General features: G+C 67.0%; 14 protein-coding genes and 1 other RNA gene. 7 read left to right on the top strand and 8 right to left on the bottom strand.

Annotated elements, in window-relative coordinates:
- The first annotated feature begins 104 nt into the window (after positions 1-104).
- The 4 genes from RZV17_RS16390 (at position 105) to RZV17_RS16375 (ending at position 4,140) form a co-directional block, all read left to right on the top strand.
- Positions 105-806, top strand: a complete 702-nt coding sequence (locus tag RZV17_RS16390; protein ID WP_104581388.1) for a response regulator transcription factor — start codon at positions 105-107, stop codon at positions 804-806.
- Positions 799-2,184, top strand: a complete 1,386-nt coding sequence (locus tag RZV17_RS16385; RefSeq protein ID WP_184556119.1) for a sensor histidine kinase — start codon at positions 799-801, stop codon at positions 2,182-2,184. Before RZV17_RS16390 ends, RZV17_RS16385 begins: the two co-directional genes overlap by 8 nt.
- Positions 2,184-3,233 carry an ABC transporter substrate-binding protein gene (locus RZV17_RS16380; protein WP_228314547.1) on the top strand — a complete coding sequence of 350 codons (1,050 nt, stop codon included), beginning with the start codon at positions 2,184-2,186 and terminating at the stop codon, positions 3,231-3,233. The genes RZV17_RS16385 and RZV17_RS16380 overlap by 1 nt, the downstream gene beginning before the upstream one ends.
- A 268-nt stretch (positions 3,234-3,501) precedes the next feature.
- Positions 3,502-4,140 (top strand): response regulator transcription factor, encoded by a 639-nt coding sequence (locus RZV17_RS16375; RefSeq protein ID WP_355605008.1) that lies wholly within the window; start codon positions 3,502-3,504, stop codon positions 4,138-4,140.
- A gap of 86 nt (positions 4,141-4,226) precedes the next feature.
- On the opposite strand, the gene RZV17_RS16370 is transcribed toward RZV17_RS16375, so the two are convergent.
- The 7 genes from RZV17_RS16370 to RZV17_RS16340 form a co-directional block, all read right to left on the bottom strand.
- Positions 4,227-4,303: non-coding RNA, sX9 sRNA (locus RZV17_RS16370), on the bottom strand.
- Between the two features lie 59 nt (positions 4,304-4,362).
- Complete coding sequence (locus RZV17_RS16365) at positions 4,363-4,728, bottom strand: Atu4866 domain-containing protein (protein WP_355609442.1); 366 nt, start codon at positions 4,726-4,728, stop codon at positions 4,363-4,365.
- Positions 4,729-4,739: 11 nt separating this feature from the next.
- On the bottom strand, positions 4,740-5,285 hold the full coding sequence (locus RZV17_RS16360) for a nuclear transport factor 2 family protein (RefSeq protein WP_355605005.1): 546 nt from the start codon (positions 5,283-5,285) through the stop codon (positions 4,740-4,742).
- Between the two features lie 16 nt (positions 5,286-5,301).
- Positions 5,302-6,372: an aldo/keto reductase gene (locus tag RZV17_RS16355; protein ID WP_355605002.1), complete on the bottom strand. Its 1,071-nt coding sequence runs from the start codon at positions 6,370-6,372 to the stop codon at positions 5,302-5,304.
- A 518-nt stretch (positions 6,373-6,890) separates the two neighbouring features.
- Positions 6,891-7,727: a DUF1460 domain-containing protein gene (locus RZV17_RS16350; protein WP_355604999.1), complete on the bottom strand. Its 837-nt coding sequence runs from the start codon at positions 7,725-7,727 to the stop codon at positions 6,891-6,893.
- Between the two features lie 289 nt (positions 7,728-8,016).
- On the bottom strand, positions 8,017-10,662 hold the full coding sequence (locus RZV17_RS16345; protein ID WP_355604996.1) for a PAS-domain containing protein: 2,646 nt from the start codon (positions 10,660-10,662) through the stop codon (positions 8,017-8,019).
- Positions 10,663-10,890: 228 nt separating this feature from the next.
- Positions 10,891-12,063, bottom strand: a complete 1,173-nt coding sequence (locus RZV17_RS16340) for an OprO/OprP family phosphate-selective porin (RefSeq protein ID WP_047696965.1) — start codon at positions 12,061-12,063, stop codon at positions 10,891-10,893.
- 419 nt (positions 12,064-12,482) lie between these two features.
- Between RZV17_RS16340 and RZV17_RS16335 the strand changes: the two genes are divergently transcribed.
- Together RZV17_RS16335 and RZV17_RS16330 are read left to right on the top strand one after the other, a co-directional pair.
- On the top strand, positions 12,483-13,829 hold the full coding sequence (locus tag RZV17_RS16335; protein WP_047696964.1) for a dicarboxylate/amino acid:cation symporter: 1,347 nt from the start codon (positions 12,483-12,485) through the stop codon (positions 13,827-13,829).
- Between the two features lie 211 nt (positions 13,830-14,040).
- A complete protein-coding gene (locus RZV17_RS16330) occupies positions 14,041-16,350 on the top strand; it encodes an NADP-dependent malic enzyme (protein ID WP_355604992.1) in 2,310 nt (769 codons plus the stop codon).
- A gap of 298 nt (positions 16,351-16,648) precedes the next feature.
- On the opposite strand, the gene RZV17_RS16325 is transcribed toward RZV17_RS16330, so the two are convergent.
- A complete protein-coding gene (locus tag RZV17_RS16325; RefSeq protein ID WP_355604989.1) occupies positions 16,649-19,993 on the bottom strand; it encodes a GH92 family glycosyl hydrolase in 3,345 nt (1,114 codons plus the stop codon).
- Between the two features lie 702 nt (positions 19,994-20,695).
- On the opposite strand from RZV17_RS16325, the gene RZV17_RS16320 reads away from it, so the two are divergent.
- Positions 20,696-20,893 (top strand): zinc-finger domain-containing protein, encoded by a 198-nt coding sequence (locus RZV17_RS16320; protein ID WP_039406274.1) that lies wholly within the window; start codon positions 20,696-20,698, stop codon positions 20,891-20,893.
- The last annotated feature ends 6 nt before the right edge of the window (positions 20,894-20,899 follow it).

Here is a 20,899-nt window from a genome sequence, read left to right as displayed (position 1 = left end):
CAGAACTACACAGCGGCAAGCTTTTGTGCGCGCGGCCTGTTACCTTCCGGCCGCAGCCAACCGCTGTTACGAATCCCCAATCCCTATTCACGAATCCCTGCCGCATGCGCCTGCTGCTAGTCGAAGACAATGCCGATCTCGCCGATGCCATCGTGCGGCGCATGCGCCGGAGCGGGCATGCGGTGGATTGGCAGGCCGATGGGTTGGCGGCGGCGAGTGTGTTGCGCTATCAGAGTTTCGACCTGGTGGTGCTGGATATCGGCTTGCCGAAGCTGGACGGATTGCGCGTGCTGGCCGGGATGCGCGAGCGCGGCGACACCACGCCGGTGCTGATGCTGACCGCGCGCGATGGCATCGAAGACCGCGTGCAGGCGCTGGACGTCGGAGCGGACGACTACCTGGGCAAGCCGTTCGATTTTCGCGAGTTCGAAGCACGCTGCCGCGTGCTGCTGCGCCGCAATCGTGGCCAGGCCAGCGAGGTGGTGCAGATCGGCGGCTTCGTATTCGACAACGCGGCGCACACGGTGGCACTTGACGGTGCCCCGATCGACCTGCCCAACCGCGAATACCGCCTGCTGGAGATATTGATCGGGCGGCTGGGCCACGTGGTGGGCAAGGACGAGATCGGCAACGGCCTGTTCGGCTTCGACGACGACGCCGGGCCGAATGCGATCGAGCTGTATGTCGGCCGGCTGCGGCGCAAGCTGGCCGGTGCGCCGTTGCGCATCGTCACCGTGCGCGGCGCCGGTTACAAGCTCGAGGAAGCCGACCCGCATGCGCCCGCAGAGCCGGCCATCGATGGCTGAGCCGCTGCCGGTGGCGCCGTCGATCCGGCGCACCTTGCTGCTGTACCTGGGCAGCCTGTCGCTGCTGGGCGCAGTGGTGCTGTTCTTTGCGGCGCGCGATTACGGCGAGCGTGCGGCCAACCGGTCCTACGATCATCTGCTGGTGTCTTCGGCGCTGTCCATCGTCGACAGCGTGGCGCTGGTCGGCGGCGACTGGCAGGTGGACCTGCCGTATGCCTCGCTCGACCTGCTCGGCATGGCGCCGGAAGACCGTGTGTTCTACCGCGTGTTCGACGCGCAGGGCCGCACCATCACCGGTGAAGACACCCTGCCGTCGCCGGCACGTGCGCCCGGCGATGAGCGCCCGGTGCTGTTCGATGCCCTCTACAGCGGTGAGCCGGTGCGCTTTGCGGTGGTGATGCACCGCGTGGCCTCGGCCTCCGGGCAGGGCGAAGTGCGCGTGCAGGTGGGCCAGACCCGGCGCGCACGCGATGCGGTGGCGCGCGATGTGGTGCTCAATGCCCTGGTGGCGATCGGGGTGTTGTCGCTGCTGGCGCTGGGGCTGGTGTGGCTGGGCGTGTATCGCGCACTGCGGCCGCTGCAACGGATCGAACGTGACCTCTCCCGGCGTGAACCGTCGGAGCTGAAGCCACTCACCGTGCCGGCACCAGAGGAAATGCAGTTGATGGTGGCCGCGCTCAACCGCTTCATGGCACGGCTCTCGTCCAGCAACGAAACCCTGCGCGCCTTTATGGCCGAAGCTGCGCACCAGATGCGCACGCCGCTGGCCGCGTTGCGCGCGCAGGCGCAGCTGGCCATGGACGACGACGACCCGCGCGAGATGCAACGCAGTCTGGTGGCGATCGAGCGCAATGCCAGCCACATGAGCCGGCTGCTCAATCAGTTGCTCAGCGATGCCAGCGTGATTCACCGTGCAAACCTGCAGCGCTTTGCCACCGTGGATCTGGCCGAGGTGCTGCACCAGGCCCTGCACGAAGCGCTGCCGCGCAGCGAGGGCGCACCACGCGTGCAACTGGCCATCGACCCGCAACCGGCGCTGTTGCGCGGCGATGCGCTGCTGCTGCGCGAAGCGCTCAAGAACCTGATCGACAACGCCTGCAAATATGGCGCCGGCGCGCCGCTGCAGGTGGCGCTGACCAGCGACGGCAGCCATCACGTGCTCACCATTGCCGACCACGGCCCGGGTATTCCGGCCGCCGAGGCCGAGCGCGTGTTCGAGCGCTTCGTGCGTGGGCCCGACGCGCCGGCCGGCGGCGCGGGGCTGGGGCTTGCCATCGTCAAGCGCGTGGTGGAAGCGCATGGCGGGCGTATCGATCTGGCCAACCGCATCGGCGGCGGGTTGATCGCTTCGTTGCATTTTCCTGGAGGAACGGCGTGATGCGTGTGCTGTGGGTCATCGTCTTGTTGCTGATGCAGGGGGTCGCGTGCGCGGCGCCAGGCGATGTGCGGCGCTTCCCCGCGCAGGGGCCGGTGCATGCGCAGCTGCGCGTACAGGGTTCCACCGATCTGGAAGTATTCGGCGCCGTTATCCAGGACTACCAGCGCCTGCATCCCGGCACCGAGGTGATCTACGAAGACGTGATCGCCTGGGACATCTACGCGCACTATCTGCAGCCCGGCGCCGGCACCTCGACCGCCGACATGCTGATCAGCGCCAGCATGGACCTGCAGACCAAGCTGGTGAACGACGGCCATGCGCTCGCCCACCGCTCGGCGCAGACCGAGGCATTGCCTGCCTGGGCGCAGTGGCGGCACGAGGTGTTCGGGATCAGTTACGAGCCGGTGGCCATCGTCTACAACACCCGCAAGCTCGCTGCGGCGCGGGTGCCGCGGACCCGGCGGCAGTTGCTGGCCTTGTTGCGTGCACCCGATGCGCCGTTACGCGGCAAGGTGGGCACCTACGATGTCGAACGCAGCGGGGTGGGGTATCTGTTCGCCACCCAGGACGGACAGGTGGGGAGCATTGCCGGGGCGTTGCTGGCCGCGTTGGGGGCCAACCAGGTCAGGCTGGAAGAACGCACCGGCACCTTGCTCGACCGCGTCAGCCGTGGCGACCTGCTGCTGGCCTACAACGTGCTCGGCTCCTACGCGCAGACCCGCATCGATGCCGGCGCCCCGCTGGGCATCGTGCAGCCGCAGGACTACACGCTGGTGGCGCTGCGCACCGCGGTGATCCCCAAGACTGCGCCGCATGCGCCGGAAGCACGCAGGTTCCTCGACTATCTGCTGTCGCCACGCGGCCAGCAGGTGCTCTCGCGCGAGGCGCGCCTGATGCCGATCTTGCCGGCCGCCGGCGGCCGCGGCGGCTCGGCGCAACCACCGTTCCGGCCGATTCCGCTCGGCCCGGGTCTGCTGGTCTATCTGGACAAGCTCAAGCGCCGTCAGTTTCTGGATGCCTGGCGTGCGAGCACGCATCCGCCGCGTTAGAGCGTGTTATGCACCTTGAGATGAGATGCGTTGGCCGGCAGCGGTGCGGAGCGGTGCTGTGTGGCGCCGGCTTGGCTGGCGCCAAGGCAAGTCGCGTGGCGCGCGCTCCGTGCCGCTGACGGCCAACCCTCCGGGAAGCGCCCTGTAGCGCGCAGATACCGCGTTGCGCCTTGTCTCGACGCGCCACAGGACGCTTCGCACTTACCTCAAAGTACATGGCACGCTCTGGGGCAAGGCAGCGGCGGCGGCCATGTGCCAGACTTGGCGCATGGCCGATCCCACCATTCTCGTCGCCGACGACCACCCGCTGTTCCGTGCGGCGGTGATCCATGTGTTGCAGCAGACCCTGCCGCAGGCGCAGGTCGTGGAAGCGTCCAGCGCCGCCACGTTGAGCGCGATGCTGCGCTCGCACCCTCAGGCCGAGCTGGTGCTGCTGGACCTGGCCATGCCCGGCGCACGCGGCTTTTCGGCGCTGCTGCATGTGCGTGGCGAGCACCCGGACATCCCGGTGGTGGTGATCTCGTCCAACGATCATCCGCGGGTGATCCGGCGTGCCCAGCAGTTCGGCGCGGCCGGCTTCATTCCCAAATCCACCCCGGCCGAATCGATCGGCACGGCGGTGGCCAGCGTGCTGGACGGCGGCACCTGGTTTCCGCCGATGACCGCCGAGCGCTCGGAAGCCGACGCGCAGCTGGCCGCCAAACTCGCCCAGCTCACCCCGCAGCAATTTCGCGTGCTGCTGAGCCTGGCCGATGGCCTGCTCAACAAGCAGATTGCGCACGAGCTGGGTCTGGCCGAAAACACCGTCAAGGTGCACGTCACCGCGATCCTGAAAAAGCTCGACTGCTATAGCCGCACGCAGGCGGCCGTGCTGGTCAAGGCGCTGGAGCCGGAAGGCGAGGGTTGATTGCGCGTGCGCTGCGGGTTGCGGCCTGCAGCCACACCACACATGGCGCACAGCGCACGCAGCCAGTGCGCCCGCCCATCACGTGCGGCTGCAACACCATAGCGAGCAAGCGTCAGCTGGCCATGCACGGCGCGCGCAGAGCCGCGATGTACGCGTGGTCCACGCCGCACCGAGCACCGGCCGCGCCCGCCTGACGACTGCGCAGCCGTTGTGCTTGTCGCTCTACGCCGGCGGCTGCCGATAGAACACCATGCCGCCGTGATGCAGCTCGTCGTCGGTAACGAACTGGCCGTCGGCGGTGAACCCGGTGTCGTCCCAGTAGTCGATGTGAGTGCCGGTGATTTTGTAGCGTCCCTGGTAGGCGCTCTGGCGTGTGCCGCGGGCCTCGTCGTAGCGGCCGTTTGGCAGTAATTCCTGCCGGATCCGTCCGTCGCCGGTGACCCACATGCCGATAAACGGGTGCGCTTGCATGGCGTGTCCTGGTTGCTGTGGCGATGTGGTGGTGGCCTTGGTCGGCTGCGCGGCCGCTACCGACGGGCAGGCGAGCGCAGAACCGGCGCCAAGCGCCACCGCAATGGCCGCTTTCATCGGCATGTCGCTCATGGGCTGGCCCTGCGTTGCATGGGGCGTTGACCGCGCTGCAGCACGGCGTCGTAGGCGGGCAGGTCCAGGAACGCGTTGACCTCGACAGCCTTGCCATCGTGCATCTGCATGATCCATGCGTAACGGTTGCGATAGCTGCTGCCGTCGCGCAGCGTGGCCACACCTTCCCACTGCACGATGACATGCTCGCCATCGGCCCAGATGCGTTGCTGCACCGGGCGCAGTGGTGAGGCCAGGCGCTCGGCCAGCGGGCGGACTGCGGTGGCGATCAACACATCGCGGCCGCGCAAGCTGCCTGCGCTTGGGCCGGAGCCTTCGATGGTCCACACCACCTCCGGCGACAGCAGCGTTTGAAAGAGGTCGCTGCCGCCGGCCTGCCACTGCGCAAACGCCGCTTCGACGATGCGCTTGTTGCACACGTGTACCGGCTGCCCCGCGCAAACCTCTGCGGATGCAGCGTCCTTCGACATGGCACCGGCGTTACCTGCGAACGTTGCGGCGACAAGCAGCGCTGCCGCCGCGAGGGCTGAGGGTGTGGTCATGGCTGCTCCGTGGTAATCAGCTGCGCAGCTGCAGCGGATGGTTGCCGTAGATCAACTGCTGCGCCATCGGCCTGCCGATGAAGCGTTCGGGGAAGATCGGCGGCAAGGCGCTGACGCTCTCCAGGCGCGCAAGCTGGTCGTCGTTGAGCACGATGTCCAACGCACCGAAGTTGTCTTCGGCCTGCTGCAGGGTACGTGCGCCCATCACCGGCGAGACCACCGCCGGGTGGCGCAAGGTCCAGGCCAGCGCCACCTGCGAGCGGGAAGCGCCCACTTCAGCGGCGACCGCACCGACCGCATTGGCGATGTCCAGCGAGCGCGCATTGAGATGCCCGGTCGATGCGATCACGCCCTTGCGGCTGCTCGACACGTCGGCCGAATTGTCGTCGGACAGGTCCGCGCGGCTGTATTTGCCGGTCAGGATGCCGCCGCCCAGCGGCGACCACGGCAGCACGCCCAGGCCCAGCTCCCGCGCCATCGGCATCAGTTCGTGTTCGACGCTACGCTCGACCAGGCTGTATTCGATCTGCAGCGCCACCAGCGGCGACCAGCCACGCAGGTCGGCCAGCGTCTGCAGCTGCGCCACCCGCCAGGCCGGTGTGTTGCAGATGCCGATGTAGAGCACCTTGCCCGCCTGGACCAGATGGTCCAGCCCGCGCATGACTTCCTCCGGCGAGGTGGTGAAGTCCCAGGCGTGCAGGTACAGCAGGTCGATGCGATCGGTGTCGAGCTGACGCAGGCTGGTCTCGACCGAGCGAATCAGATTCAGGCGATGATTGCCGCCGGAATTGATGTTGCTCGCGTCACGCGCTATGGTGAATTTGGTGGCGAGCACGAAGCGTTCGCGGCGGCCCTTGATCAACTCGCCGAGGATGCGTTCGGAGCCGCCGTTGGTGTAGTTCACCGCGGTGTCGATGAAGTTGCCGCCGCGGTCTGCGTAGGCATCGAAGATGCGCCTGGCTTCGCCTGCATCCGCGCCCCAGCCCCACGCCTCGCCAAAGGTCATGGTGCCCAGCGCGAGCGGCGACACCCGCAGCCCGGAGCGGCCGAGCAGGCGATAGCGATCCAGCGAATGTGTCTGTGTCATGGGGTGTCTCCCGGCAGTGGCGTTATGCGTCATGCAACGCACTTTGCCGCCGGCGGGGCGACCAGCGTGAGCCCGGTTATCCGGGAGTCTTGCCTGATCGTCCGGATCCACGACCCCGACCGCGCCTCAGCGTGATTGCGTGACCCGGCGACGTGGCTGGGTGCGCGTTGAGGTCAGAAGGCGAGGTTCAAGCGGACGCAGGCGCGGACGCAACTACGGGTGCAAGTAGAGACGCAAGTACAGACGCAAGTACAGACGCCCAAGCTGTCCTTGTTCCTGTAGGAGCGACCCTGGTCGCGAGGGGCCTTCCCCGTGACGGGCAAGCCCTCGCGGCCAGGTCCGCTCCTACAAGGGCCGCGCCAGCCCAAGCTGTCCTTGCTCCTGTAGGAGCGACCCTGGTCGCAAGGGGCCTTTCCCCGTGACGGGCAGGCCCTCGCGGCCAGGTCCGCTCCTACAACGGCCGTCGCAATAACCGCGCAAGCCAACGGGTATGACAGCGCTCTGCGCGCGTAGCGACGTCAGGGCTTGGGCCGGTAGACCACGATGCCGGCGGTCCTGGCGACGTACTCCAGGAATGGTGAGTCCACCACCTTGTTGTTTTCCGGGCGCGAGGACGCATTGCGCAGCACCGGGCCGGCGTCGGTCATCAGGAAGATGCCGACATGGCTGACATCCAGCCCGGCCGCGGGCGAGTATCTGCCGACGTAGTCGCCGGTGCGCAGCTGGCGCACGACGTTGCTGTCCACGGCAGCGGCCGGGATGTAGGTGATGGTCCGCTGCACGATCGGCAACCCGGGCAGGTAGTTGCTGCCATCGGCCTTGAGATTCAGCGCCTTGTCCACGCTGACTGCAGCAGGGCTGAGCGTGGCGGTGATGTCGTCGGCCAGCTCGTAGGGGCGGGCGACCCAGTCGGAAAAGAAATGCTTGCGATAGGGAAAGCCGACGATGCCATCGACATAGCGGGTGAGCACCAGCCGATCGACGAAATCCTGCTGCGAAGACGCCCTGCGCGCGGCTTCGACGTAATCCAGATAGGTGAAGCAATCCAGACCGGTGAAATCGATGATCAGCTTTTCCGGCGTCGTCGCCGAGCCCTGCAGCATGTTGGCCTGGTAAGGCGTGTCGAGAAAGAGGGCCGAAATGCGCTTGATCAGATGCCCCGCGCTCAGGCCGCGATGCCGGGAAACCTGATCCAGCACCGTATTCAAGCGCTGCACCGTGTAAGGGTTCAAGTCCGCACGGATCGGCCCGACGGGCTGCACGGTCGCCGCAGGCGTGGCCGCCTGTGCGGGCAGGCTCGCCGCGCAGCCTGCAGACAGCAACGAGGCCGCTAGCAGTGACGTGTGTCTGAACATGGTGACTCCATCGTCCGGGGGGAGGAAATCGACCAACGCGCAAGCGTGGAATCTAAACCAGCAACACTGCAAAGGCGTTGCACGGTGTCGCAATCGTCTGCGTGTTTATTCGCTGAGAAAGCGCCTGCTCGGTTGCCACTGTAGCGCAACAGGCGACAGGAAACCCCGCATAGCAATTATGAGAAACACCGAGATAATGTCGCGATTTACACAGTAAAGAAGCCGACATTTGCACACGGAATCAACGCAGGCGCGCGACGCGACATCGGTCGGGACGTGGCACGCGGCTTCACCCGCGGCGCAACAGCATCTGCGTCATCAGCGCGCGTAGCGCGGGCGGGCGCACCGGCTTGGAAAGAAACCCCCATCCCAATTCCTGCGCATGCTCGCGCAATGCAGGGTCCGGCTCTGCGGTGATCAGGATGATGCGTGGCTCGCGTTGCCAGCGCTCCACCAGTTGCGGCAACAGCATGGGGCCGTAATGCCCGCCCATGCGTACGTCCAGCAACACCAGCTCAGGCGCGTCGTCGGCGCTGGCAGTGGCAAGCGCGTCATCCGGGCCGCCGGCAAAATCCACGCGGCATTCCCAGCGCTCCAGCAGGGCACGGGTGGCCTCGCACACGCGGGGGTCATCGTCCACGCACCACACGCGGCAGCCGTGCAGGATGGGGTCGTTGCCGTGTTCGGCCGTGGGTGAGGGCGGCGGCAGCCGGGCGGCGATGGCGGCGCGGTCGCCCAGCGGCACGCTGACCGAAAACACGCTGCCGCTGCCGAGGGTGGAGCGCAGCCCGATCCGGTGGCCGAGCAGGCGGCCGATGCGCTCGACGATGGCCAGGCCCAGGCCGGCGCCGCGGTCGTTGGCAACCCCGTCGTCCAGGCGGCGGAATTCCTCGAAGATTTCCTGCTGCAACGCCTCGGCAATGCCCGGGCCCTGGTCGTGCACTTCGATGCGCAACCAGCCGCCACGGCGACGGCAGCCGATCAGCACGCGTCCACGCGGCGTGTAGCGGATCGCGTTTGACAGAAAGTTCTGCAGGATGCGGCGCAGCAGGTTCTCGTCGCTCAGCACCACCGCCGAAGTGGGCACCCAGTCCAGCACCAGGCCACGGTCTTCGGCCAGGATGCCGAACTCGCGTGCCAGGGTTTCCAGCAGGGGCGCGAGGGCGAAGTCGCGTACCTGCGTGTTCAGGCTGCCGGCCTCCAGGCGCGAGATGTCCAGCAGGCTGTTGAGGATGGCGTCCTGCGCGGCAAGGGCGCCGTCGATGTTGTCCACCACGCGCGCACTGCCGGGCTCGCGCACCTGCCCGCGCAGCACCGACACGAACATGCGCGCGGCATTGAGTGGCTGCAGCAGGTCGTGCACGGCCGAGGCCACAAACCGCGTCTTGTAGCGGTTGGCGCTTTCGGCCTCGCGCTTGGCGGCGGCCAGGTCGCGGGTGCGCTCTTCCACGCGGTGCTCCAGCGCATCGGCCAGCGAGCGCAGTTCGCGTGCGGCGTTCTTGTAGCTGGTGATGTCGGCGTAGCTGGTGACAAATCCGCCATCGGGCAAGGGGTTGCCGCGGATCTCCAGCACCGTGCCGTCTTCCTTCTCGCTTTCGCGCATATGCGGCTTGCCGCTGCGCAGGTGATTGAGCCGCCGCTCGATCGCCGCTTCGATCGGCCCGGGCCCCAACAGCCCGCGACGCGCATTGAAGCGGAACAGGTCTTCGATCGGCCGGCCGATCTTGAGTAGCTCCGGCGGGAACCGGAACAGCTCCACATAGCGCGAATTCCACGCCACCAGATTGAGCGCCTCGTCGATGACCACCACGCCTTGCGGCAGATGTTCCAGGCTGCGGCTCAGGCCGGCATTGGACTGCTGCGCGGCGGCGACCACGCCGTCCTGCGCGGTGCGCAGTTCTTCGGCATGTTGTTGCAACAGGGTTTCCAGCTCGTGCCGGCTGCGCTGGCGCAGTGCCGACAGGCGGCGGCGCTGCTGCACGAACAACCACAGCAACGCCAGCGCCAGCCAGGCGCCTGCGGCCGCAATGGCGGCGGCGCGCCCGGCGGCGGCGCTGGCGCGGGTGTCGTGCAGCAGATGCAGGCGCCAGCCGCTTTCCGGTACCTGCTGCGTCTGCCACAACACCAGCGCGCCCAGCGGCGGGTCGAGCACATCGGCCAGCACGCCGCCATTGCCGGTCTGCTCGATCAGCCGGCGCCGCAGCGGCAGCAGGCCCTGGTTGGCGTACTGGCGGGTGCTCTGCAATTCGTTGCGGTCGCGTGGGGTCAGCGGTGCCAGCATGCGGTAGCGCCAGCGCGCGCGGCTGGCCAGAAACACCACGCCGTGGGCATCGGAGGCCAGCACGATATCCGGCGTCTGCAGCCATTCGCGCTCCAGTGCGGCCAGCGCGATCTTGATCACCACCACGCCCTGCACCTGGCCAGCCGAATCGACGATGGCCTGCGACAGGAAATAGCCCGGCTCGCTGGTGGTCATGCCGATGCCGTAAAAGCTGCCGCTGCCGGTCGCCAGCGCCTGCTGGTAATACGGGCGGAAGGCGTAATCCACGCCGACATTGCTGCGCGCCGCACGCCAGTTGCTGGCCGCCAGCGCAATGCCGCCGCGGTCGATCAGCGTCAGCGTGGACGAGCGGGTGACGTTGTTGGCGCGTTCGAGCTTGCGGTTGAGCTGATCCACTTGCGCGGCCGACAGCGGGCCGGAGACGGCCGCGCGCAGCTCCGGGTCCAGCGCCAGGATCTGCGGCAGGGTGCGATAGCGGTCGATGCGCTGCTGCAGCGCCTGCGCATACAGGCCCAGTTGCCGGCGCACGGTGGCGCTTTCCTCGCGCAGTGCGCTCTGTTCGACGAAGTGCCCGGCCGCCAGCATGGCCACGACCATGCCGCCCAGCACGATGACCAGGGTGAGCAACAGGCGGCGGCGTTGCGAGGCATACATGCCGGCAAGTATGGGGGGCTGCCGCCGGATCGCGCAGCCATCGCCTCAGCGCGCGATGCACAGGCGCCCAAACGACAACGGCCGCACCCGTGAGCGGATGCGGCCGTGTCGAACACCGAGTGCGCTACGCGATGCCTGCGAAGCACCGGCGAACCGCTGCCCGGCAATGACTCCGCTGCAGTTGGCGCCGGAGCGAATGGCCGGCGCCTCGCAGCGCCCCGGCGCTGCTTAGAACTGCACCTGCGCGCGCAGTTCCATCACGTGCGGGGTCTCATGCACGCCGTTGCGCGAGGAATCCACCCAGCTGTAGTTGGCCTGGAACTTGAAGTGGCTGGTGAGGTACCAGTTGGCGCCGATGGTGGTGTCGTGCTGGCGGCCGCCGTGCACGTTGTTGTCTTCCAGGTTCAGGCGGCTGTAGCGGGCGGTCAGCTCCACCGCGCCGTAGTCGTGCGCCGGCTTGAGGTTGCCCGGCACGCCGCCGGCATAGCTGCGCGACTCGCCGGTCAGCGACCAGGTGCCGTACACGTACTGGCCCTGGGCGATGAAGTGCGGCTGGCCGGCATTACGCGCCACTTCGGCACGCAGCGCTTCGCTCTGCAGCGAGAACGGGCCATGGATCCACACCGCTTCCACGCCGCTGCGGATCACGTGGTCCACATCGAGGATGGTGCCGGTGTCGATCAGGCGCACGTCGGTCAGGCCGGCTTCCGGGCGCGCGCGCAGACGCACGCGCGGGCTGAACGACACGCCGCGGCCGTCGCTGAAGCCACGCGGGTTCTCGATCGAGCCGGCGATGCCCAGGTGCAGCACGTCGCCTTCGGCCTTGACCGGGGTCCATGCCGCATGCACGGCCTGGGTGGTGCCCGGGTTGTCGCCCTGCAGGTCCTTGCCGCCGTAAGCGCCGGCCTGCAGCAGGTACTGCTGACGCTCCAGCGTCCATTCCACGCCGGTCCGGCGGCCCTGGAACACCGCCTGTACCGGCAGGCCCAGTTCCATGAAGCTACCCGCACGCGAGCTCTGCACCGCTTCCAGGCCCACCGGCACCTTCATGTAGCCCAGGCGCACGCGGCCATAGTCCTGGCCCAGCAGCGCCTTGGTCTCGAAGCGGTAGAACACGTCCAGCCACAGCTTGGCCTCGAAGTCGAAGTACACCATGGCGTCGTAGACGCCCTTCTTCTTGATGGTGGCGCCGAATTCCTTGCGACGGAAGTCGGTGCGGTCTTCCAGGCGGTCGTCGCCGGAGAAGTTGTTGTCGTCGTAGGCGTAGTTGCCGGTCAGACCCAGCTCGGTGCCATCACCGAAGGTGTATTTGGTCGGCCAGTTTTCGATCGAGGTGGCTGCAGTGGCAGCGGCGGGGACGATGGCGAGAGCCAACGCCAGGACAAGCAGGTTGAGGCGCATAGGAATGGTCTTCGGCTAGGAAAGGGGCCGGGCGTCCTGCCATGGCGATCGCGGTGAACAGCTTCAGCAAGCGCGCAGGCTCCGGACGGCGACTGCACAGAAACATCGGTGTCTGCGTTAAACGCAATTAACGGCCTGCGGCGGCGCGGCTGAAGTGTAAGACCAGGGTCGCCCGACGGACAGTGCTGCAGATGGGTGCCCGCGGTGTGCACGCGCGCCCCGCCGGCGCGGTAGGTCGTGCAGAAAGTCCTTGTCTGGCGCGGGGTTGCAACGCATGCCGCGCGGTACCGGGCAGGCGCCCGCGGCGCTGCGGCGCATCCGTAGTACCAATGGGTTATCGGCCCGGGCTGTGACGTGCGGCCAGAATGCCCGCACCGGGTGCCTGCTCAGGCACCCTCCAGTTCCCTCGGAGTGGTGCCATGCACATCAGCAAGCCTGCCGGCCCGTTGCCGGCGTCCGTGCCCTTCTACCGCCAGCTGTACTTCCAGGTCGTGGTGGCCATCGTCCTCGGCGCCCTGCTCGGCCATTTCGAACCGGCCTTCGCCGAAAGCCTCAAGCCGCTGGGCGACGCCTTCATCAAGCTGGTGAAGATGATCATCGCCCCGGTGATCTTCCTGACCATCGTCACCGGCATCGCCGGCATGACCCACCTCAAGACGGTGGGCCGGGTGTTCGCCAAGGCGATGACCTACTTCCTGTTCTTCTCCACGCTGGCGTTGATCGTGGGCATGATCGTGGCGCACGTGGTGCAGCCCGGCGCCGGCATGAACATCAACCCGGCCGAGCTGGATCAGAGCGCGGTCAACACCTACGTGCAGAAGTCGCACGAGCTGAGCCTGGTCGGCTTTTTGATGGACATCATCCCGGCGACACTGATCAGCGCCTTCGTCGATGGCAACATCCTGCAGGTGCTGTTCGTGGCGGTGTTGTTCGGCATTGCGCTGGCCCTGGTGGGCGAGCGCGGCCGTCCGGTGCTGAGCTTCCTGGAAGCGCTGACCGCCCCGGTGTTCCGCCTGGTGCACATCCTGATGAAGGCCGCCCCCATCGGCGCGTTCGGGGCGATCGCCTTCACCATCGGCAAGTACGGCGTGGAATCGCTGGTCAACCTGGCCTGGCTGGTGGGTTCGTTTTACCTGACCTCGCTGTTCTTCGTGCTGGTGATCCTGGGCGTTGTCTGCCGTCTGTGCGGCTTTTCGGTGCTCAAGCTGATCCGCTACCTCAAGGCCGAACTGCTGCTGGTGCTGGGGACCTCCTCGTCGGAGTCGGCGCTGCCCTCGCTGATGGAAAAGATGGAAAAGGCCGGCTGCGAGAAGTCGGTGGTGGGCCTGGTGGTACCGACCGGCTACTCGTTCAATCTGGATGGCACCAACATCTACATGACCCTGGCGGCGCTGTTCATCGCCCAGGCCACCAACGTGGACCTGACCCTGGGGCAGCAGATCACCCTGCTGGCGGTGGCGATGCTCAGCTCCAAGGGCGCGGCCGGCGTGACCGGCGCCGGCTTCATCACCCTGGCCGCCACGCTGTCGGTGGTGCCGGACGTGCCGGTGGCCGGCATGGCACTGATCCTGGGCGTGGACCGCTTCATGAGCGAGTGCCGCTCGCTGACCAATTTCATCGGCAACGCAGTGGCCACCGTGGTGGTGTCGCGCTGGGAAAATGCGCTGAACCGCGACCAGCTCAAGCTGGTGCTGGACGGCGGCTCGCCGCCGCTGCAGGCCCCGGTGGGCTCGACCGACGTCGTCGCCCCGATCAGCGCGCGCTGATGCTTCCTACGGCCCTGTTCTCCGTCGGCATGTCCGGCGGGGTACAGGGCCGTTTTACATTGAGTTAGCCGCTCTGCGCTGCACCCCGGCTACGCCGCACGCCGCGCTGCAGCATGAATCTTCCTGCCGCGCTGACAGCTGCGCGACAGGCCCTTGTTCAGGCAGGGGGGTAGAATTCAGCCCTCCTGCGCCTTCGAGACCCACACAGCCGATGTCCACCGACGACTTCAAACAGGCCGCCCTCGACTATCACCGCCAGCAGCCGGCCGGCAAGATCAAGGTCACCGCGACCAAGCCGATGCTGACCCAGCGCGATCTGTCGCTGGCGTATTCGCCGGGCGTGGCCTTCGCCTGCGAGGCGATCGTCGAAGAACCCACCCAGGCCAGCGAGCTCACCGCGCGCGGCAATCTGGTGGCGGTCATCACCAACGGCACCGCGGTGCTGGGCCTGGGCAATATCGGCCCGCTGGCCTCCAAGCCGGTGATGGAAGGCAAGGGCGTGCTGTTCCAGAAGTTCGCCGGCATCGACGTGTTCGATATCGAGATCAACGAGAACGACCCGGACAAGCTGGTGGACATCATCGCCAGCCTGGAGCCGACCTTCGGCGGCATCAACCTGGAAGACATCAAGGCCCCGGAGTGCTTCATCGTCGAGCGCAAGCTGCGCGAACGCATGAACATCCCGGTGTTCCATGACGACCAGCACGGCACCGCGATCATCGTCGGCGCCGCCGTGCTCAATGCGCTGGTGGTCACCGGCAAGAAGATCGAAGAGGTCAAGCTGGCCACCACCGGCATGGGCGCGGCCGGCATTTCCTGCGTGAACATGCTGGTGTCGCTGGGCCTGAAGCCGGAGAACATCCTGGCGCTGGACCGCGACGGCGTGATCCACACCGGACGCACCGACCTGGACCCGGACAAGCAGCGCTACGCGCGCGACACCGACAAGCGCACCCTGGCCGAGATCGTCGAAGGCGCGGACATCTTCCTGGGCCTGTCGGCGGCCGGCATCCTCAAGCCGGAGATGGTCGCCAGCATGGCCCGCCAGCCGGTGATCTTCGCGCTGGCCAACCCCAACCCGGAGATCACCCCGGAGGCGGCCAAGGCGGTGCGCCCGGACTGCATCATCGGCACCGGCCGCTCGGACTACCCGAACCAGATCAACAACGTACTGTGTTTCCCGTACCTGTTCCGCGGCGCGCTGGACGTGGGCGCCACCGGCATCAACGAGGAAATGAAGATCGCCTGCGTCAAGGCGATCGCGGCGATGGCGCGGCGCGAGGCCTCCGACCTGGGCGCAGCCTATGGCGGTGAAACGCCGAGCTTCGGTCCGGAATACCTGATTCCGCGTCCGCTGGACCCGCGCCTGCTGGTGGAGCTGTCGTCTGCCGTGGCGCAGGCGGCGATGGACTCGGGTGTGGCCACGCGCCCGATCACCGACATGGAAGCCTATCGCGACAAGCTGGGCCAGTTCGTCTACCGCACCAGCCTGATGATGAAGCCGGTCTACGACCGCGCCCGCGCCGACAAGCAGCGCGTGGTGTATGCCGAAGGCGAAGAAGAAGTGGTGCTGCGCGCGGTGCAGAACGTGGTCGACGAAGGCCTGGCGTTCCCGATCCTGATCGGCCGCCCGGACGTCATCGAAGCGCGTATCCAACGCATGGGCCTGCGCCTGACCGCCGGTGTGGACTTCGAGATCACCAACATTCTCGACGACCCCCGCTTCAACGAATACTGGCAGTACTACCACGCGCTCACCGAGCGTCGCGGCGTGACCGTCACGGCCGCCAAGGAGTTGATGCGCTCGCGTCCGACCCTGATCGCCGCGGTGATGGTGGCACGCGGCGAAGCCGACGCGATGCTGTCCGGCGTGGTTGGCCGCTTCCACAAGAAGCTGGGCTATGCACGCAGCGTGATCCCGCTGGAACCGCGCGTGAGCTCCACCTCGGCGATGACCGGCGTGATCAACCAGCTGGGCGTGTTCTTCTTCCTGGACACGCATGTGCAGGAAGACCCGACCGTGGAGCAAGTGGTTGAAGCGACGCTGCAGGCGGCGTATCGCCTCAAATTGTTCGGTATCGAGCCCAATATCGCGCTGCTGTCGCATTCCAACTTCGGTAGCCACGACTCGCGCGACGCACTGAAGATGCGCCAGGTGCGCGAAGCGCTGCTCAAGCGCAAGCCCGAGCTCAACATCGACGGCGAAATGCAGGGCGACACCGCCTGGGACGAAGCGCTGCGCAAGCAGATCATGCCCAACAGCACGCTCAAGGGCCGCGCCAACCTGTTCGTGCTGCCGAATCTGGAAGCGGCCAACATCGCCTACAACCTGGTGCGCGTGTTCACCGACGGCGTGGCGATCGGCCCGATCCTGATGGGTATCTCCAAGCCCGTGCACATCCTCACCACCAGCGCCACCTCGCGCCGGGTGATGAACATGACCGCGATCGCCGCAGTGGATGCACAGATCCGCAGGCAGCGCGACGCGGAAAAGGCGGCAACCGAGAAAGGCAACGACTGAGTCAAAGACTTGGTTGACCGAGCGTTGCTTGAGTTGAAGTGGTAAGCGCTCGGTCGGCAAGACAACGGCCAAGAAGTCTCGCGCACGACATGGTGTTGCAGGGCGCCCACAACTCAGCGCCCAGCCCGCAGCAACGACTCAAAAGCCCCTCTCCCCGCGGGAGAGGGGTTGGGGTGAGGGTACCGCCTACCCTTGGTATCGACTCAGCGTCGACCACCCAAAACGATGGAGAGCGACACAGGCGCCAGGCGTCGTGCGTCGTCGTCATCCCAACCGATCACGTTCAAGACCTCAGGCCTCAGCGCCCATCCGGCACCGCACCCAGTAACTCGATTTCCGCCACCTGCGCACGCGCGGGCGCCGTCCAACGCAGCCGATACTCCGCATACGAACCGGGCGTCGCGATCCGGAACGGACGCGTTTGCAGCGGCCATTGAAAACGCTCCTCGCGGCGCGCATCGACGACGCGCCACGTGCCTTCTGCAGTGCGTGCTTCCAGCGTCCAGCCGGCCGACGCAATCGCGGCGTTGCCGCTGGTCAAGGTGTAAAGCGTGGCTTCACCGCGATCAAGATCGCTCAACGTCAGCACCGTGGCCGGCGACACCGCGCTCGCGCTGCCGGCATCATCGTCATGCAATGCCGCCAGCGCGCGGCCATCGGCCGACGTCACGCGTGCGTTGGCGCCCAGCAGGTCATGCAACGGAGTAGGGCGGTGCCCGGCTGGCGTCAGCGACGGTGGCGCAGCCTCCGGCTCGCTGCCCCAGCGCGACGGTGACGGCCCCATCTCGAAGTCCAGCCTCGCACCGTTGGCAATGTCCGCATGTGTCACCCACGTCTTGCGCCACGGCTTACCGTTGAGCGTGAGCGATTGCACATACACATTCTGCGGCGAATTCTGCGGTGCATTGACTACCAGCGTCCCGCCATTGGGCAACCGCACGCTGGCATGCTTGAACAGCGGCGAGCCGATCACGTACTCCGGCGCGCCCATGCGTAGCGGATACAGCCCCAGCGATGCGAACAGGTACCACGCCGACATTTCGCCGTTGTCTTCGTCGCCGGCATAGCCCTGGCCGATCTCGCTGCCCAGGTACAGGCGCGCCAGGATCTCACGCGTCAGCTGCTGTGTTTTCCACGGTTGCCCGGCATACAGGTACATCCACGGGATGTGGTGCGCCGGCTGGTTGCTGTGCGCATACATGCCCATGCGCACGTCGCGTGCCTCGGTCATTTCGTGGATCACGCCACCGTAGGACCCGGAAAATGCGGCTTCGCCGGTTTCGGGCGTGGCAAAGAAGCGGTCCAGCTTTGCCGCCAGGGCATCACGGCCACCGTAGAGCGCGGCCAGTCCCTGGCCATCGTGCGGTGCGGTGAACGCAAAGGTCCAGCCGCTGGATTCGGTGTAATCGTGGCCCCACACGCGGGGGTCGTAATGCGCGGCATCCACCCGCCACTCACCATCTGCCTTGCGGCCCTGGAAGAAACCCACGGAGGGGTCGAACAGGGCCGCATAGCCGGCCGCGCGATGACGGAAGTACACCGCTTCGGTTGCATAGCGCTCACGCTCGTGTGCGGTGGTTGCCTGCCTGGACAAGGCATCGGCCATGTTGGCGATACCGAAGTCGTTGAGCGCGCCTTCCATCGACCACGACATGCCTTCGTGCGTGTCGGTGTCGGCATAGCCGCGGAAGGTCGAGCGCGCCATGCCCTTGCGGCCCACATGCCGATCCGGCGGCACCACGGTGGCGTTCTTCAGCGCCGCAGCGTACGCCTCGGCCGGGTCGAAGCCGCGCACGCCCTTGAGCCAGGCATCGGCAAACGCCACGTCCGAGCTTGTGCCCACCATCAGGTCGGCGTAGCCGGGCGAAGACCAGCGCGCAATCCATCCCCCGGCGCGCGCCTGCTCGATGAACCCCTGTACCAATGTTCCGGCCTGGTCGGGTGCAAACAGCGCATACGCCGGCCATGCGGTGCGAAAGGTATCCCACAGCCCGTTGTTGACGTAGACCCGGCCATCGCGGATCGGCGCAAAGCTGCGCACCGCGCTGCCATCGATGTTGTCGTTCGACCAACTGTTCTGGCTGGCGTAGCGCCAATCGGGCGCGTCGGCGCTGCCGACGTTTTCGTGTGCCGAGTTCGGGTACAGGTGCAGCCGATACAGGTTGGAATACAGCGTGGTGGCCTGATCGTCCGTCGCATCGGCAACCTCGAAACGGCCGAGCAACGCATCCCAGGCATCGCGCGCATGCGCGGCGACCTGCTCGATACTGGCCTGCGGAGCGATTTCCAGCGCCAGGTTGTGCCTGGCCTGGTCGAGCGATATCAGCGAGGTGGCGATGCGCATCTGCACCTGCCGCGCGCTGCCGGCATCGAACTTGATCCAACCGGTGGACCGGCCGGTGTCGATGCGGCCGCTGTCCTTCCACGGGCGATCGAAGGTGGCATACACATACATGCGCGTCGCCCCGGTGGACAGCCCGCTGCGCACATCGGTGTAACCAGCCAGCGTCTGGGTTGCCGCATCCAGGCGCAACCCGCCGCGCGCATCCACGTTGTCGAACAGCAGATTGGCATCGCCCCGCGCCGGGAAGCGAAAGCGGAACAGCGCCGCGTGATCGGTCGGCGCGATCTCGGCATGCAGGCCGTTATCGAACTGCACCGCATAGCGGTACGGGCGCGCTACCTCGTTGGCATGCGAGAACGCCAGCGCGCGTTTGCCGCGATCGGCCTCCGGCACCCCGGCAGTGAGCGAAGGCATGACCTGAAAGGTCTGCCGGTCGCCCATCCAGGGGCTGGGCTGATGGCTGAGCGACAGCGCCTGCAGGCGCGGCCGGTTGTCCGCATCGTTGTGCTCGTTCCACCGGTACAGCCAGGTCAGCGTCCCCGCATCGGTCACCGGTGTCCAGAAGTTGAAGCCATGCGGCACTGCCGTCGCAGGGAAGTTGTTGCCACGCGAAAACGTGCCGTTGGACTGCGTGCCACGTGTGGTCAGCACCCGATCCGATGGACGAACGGGCGCGATCACGGGCACATCGGCAATGGCCACATCGTCGATCCAGCCGGCAGCGGTTGCGCCAGCAGGTGGTGCCAGATCCAGCTCGATCGCACGCACGCGGCGCCCGCGCAAACCAGCCACCTCGCCGAGCCGCACCTGCTTGCGGGCCCACTGCTGGGGGTACAGCGTCTTCGACAGCCCCTGCGCACGCGCACCCACGGCCACGCCATGCTGGTCACGCGCCAGGGTGTCGGACAACCGCGTGCCGTCGTCCAACACCAGATCCAGCGACACATACGTCGATGCCACATGATCGCTGCCGACGCTTTCCGGCAGCACCATCCACGACAGCGTGGTCTGCGCATCGATTGCAAGATCGGTGGCAAACAACACACGTCGGCCACCGGCACCGCTGCTGTCGTAGCGCAACGCGCGTGCGCCGCTGTACCCGGCACCTGGCCTGGCCGCAGAGGGCGCGGCAGGACCATTGCCGAGCGCAATCTGCACTCCGCCAGCACTTGCCGCGGCGGGCACGGGCTGACCCTGCTCGAACGAGCTTGCAAAGCCGGTGGCGGCCCCTGCAGGCAGCGAGGCGACGGCCAGCGCCGCAACCAACGGCAAGTGCCGCACAACGACAGACAGACTCACGTGCTGGTTTCTCCTGGGGGGCGTCCGAGGGCGCGCAGTGTTGCGCGGAGCCGCAGCGCCGAGTTGCAGCGCTCGGACCCGCGCGTGGCGATCCAACCAGGTCCTGCCGGCGTGGTCGCCGCAGCGCCGGTGCTGACCGATCGTGGACAAAACACGCAAGGCACGCAAGCGAGCTGTGCACTGCCTCGTCCGGCGCGCGGCGCGCGTGTGGAGGAGGCACCGCGGGCAGATCCGACCGGGGCTGCGCAGGTGTCACCGTGTGTCTTGACCGGCGTCTGGCACTCAGTGGCTTGCGAAGCGGAAGCTGCCACGCCGCTGATCGACTCGGCTGACCATCTCGCAGCGCAAGGCGAAGCGCATGATGCGCATGGCAGGCAAGGCCGCGTAGTCACCAGCCATGGCGTTGCGTCACTGCAGAAGGCAGTACGCACATCAAGCGACGTCGTGCTGCAGATCATCGATGCGCGTCAATCGACATCATTCCATGCATGGCCCATGCCGCTCAGGTGACATGGTGCGGCGCTTCAGGCCCCCGGGCACCGCGTCTGCCCGCGGCAACACGCCGTCTCCACCCCAGGCCTGCCGCGGGCCGTCGAGCACACCGCATGCCGGTAGGGCACAGCGTCGGCCACCGCGCCACCCTGCGGGTGCGGGCAGGCTGCTAGAATCCGCGCTCTGTCTTCGTTTCCCGACTGCACCGCCATGAGCCAGACCGCCACCGCGCCCGCCAATGCCGAAACGCGCTACACCGTGCAGCGGGCAGACCTGCCGCTGAGCTGCCCGACGCCGCAGATGGCGCTGTGGAACTCGCATCCGCGCGTGTACCTGCCGATCGAAGACGAACCCAACGGCGAAGCCAAGTGCCCGTACTGCGGCGCGTTGTTCGTGCTCGCCGACTGATCCTGG

The sequence above is a fragment of the Xanthomonas cannabis genome, from assembly GCF_040616535.1.
Taxonomy (GTDB): domain Bacteria; phylum Pseudomonadota; class Gammaproteobacteria; order Xanthomonadales; family Xanthomonadaceae; genus Xanthomonas; species Xanthomonas cannabis.
The sequence above is the reverse complement of the archived record's forward strand: the minus strand, read 5'-3'. Positions and strand labels throughout refer to the sequence as shown.

Excerpts from the sequence above, each read along its gene's own strand:
- RZV17_RS16355 (WP_355605002.1), bottom strand. The coding sequence starts at position 6,372 with ATGACACAGACACATTCGCTGGATCGCTATCGCCTGCTCGGCCGCTCC.
- RZV17_RS16345 (WP_355604996.1), bottom strand. The coding sequence starts at position 10,662 with ATGTATGCCTCGCAACGCCGCCGCCTGTTGCTCACCCTGGTCATCGTG.
- RZV17_RS16380 (WP_228314547.1), top strand. The coding sequence starts at position 2,184 with ATGCGTGTGCTGTGGGTCATCGTCTTGTTGCTGATGCAGGGGGTCGCG.
- RZV17_RS16390 (WP_104581388.1), top strand. The coding sequence starts at position 105 with ATGCGCCTGCTGCTAGTCGAAGACAATGCCGATCTCGCCGATGCCATC.
- RZV17_RS16375 (WP_355605008.1), top strand. The coding sequence starts at position 3,502 with ATGGCCGATCCCACCATTCTCGTCGCCGACGACCACCCGCTGTTCCGT.
- RZV17_RS16360 (WP_355605005.1), bottom strand. The coding sequence starts at position 5,285 with ATGACCACACCCTCAGCCCTCGCGGCGGCAGCGCTGCTTGTCGCCGCA.
- RZV17_RS16335 (WP_047696964.1), top strand. The coding sequence starts at position 12,483 with ATGCACATCAGCAAGCCTGCCGGCCCGTTGCCGGCGTCCGTGCCCTTC.
- RZV17_RS16320 (WP_039406274.1), top strand. The coding sequence starts at position 20,696 with ATGAGCCAGACCGCCACCGCGCCCGCCAATGCCGAAACGCGCTACACC.
- RZV17_RS16365 (WP_355609442.1), bottom strand. The coding sequence starts at position 4,728 with ATGAAAGCGGCCATTGCGGTGGCGCTTGGCGCCGGTTCTGCGCTCGCC.
- RZV17_RS16350 (WP_355604999.1), bottom strand. The coding sequence starts at position 7,727 with ATGTTCAGACACACGTCACTGCTAGCGGCCTCGTTGCTGTCTGCAGGC.
- RZV17_RS16385 (WP_184556119.1), top strand. The coding sequence starts at position 799 with ATGGCTGAGCCGCTGCCGGTGGCGCCGTCGATCCGGCGCACCTTGCTG.
- RZV17_RS16340 (WP_047696965.1), bottom strand. The coding sequence starts at position 12,063 with ATGCGCCTCAACCTGCTTGTCCTGGCGTTGGCTCTCGCCATCGTCCCC.
- RZV17_RS16330 (WP_355604992.1), top strand. The coding sequence starts at position 14,041 with ATGTCCACCGACGACTTCAAACAGGCCGCCCTCGACTATCACCGCCAG.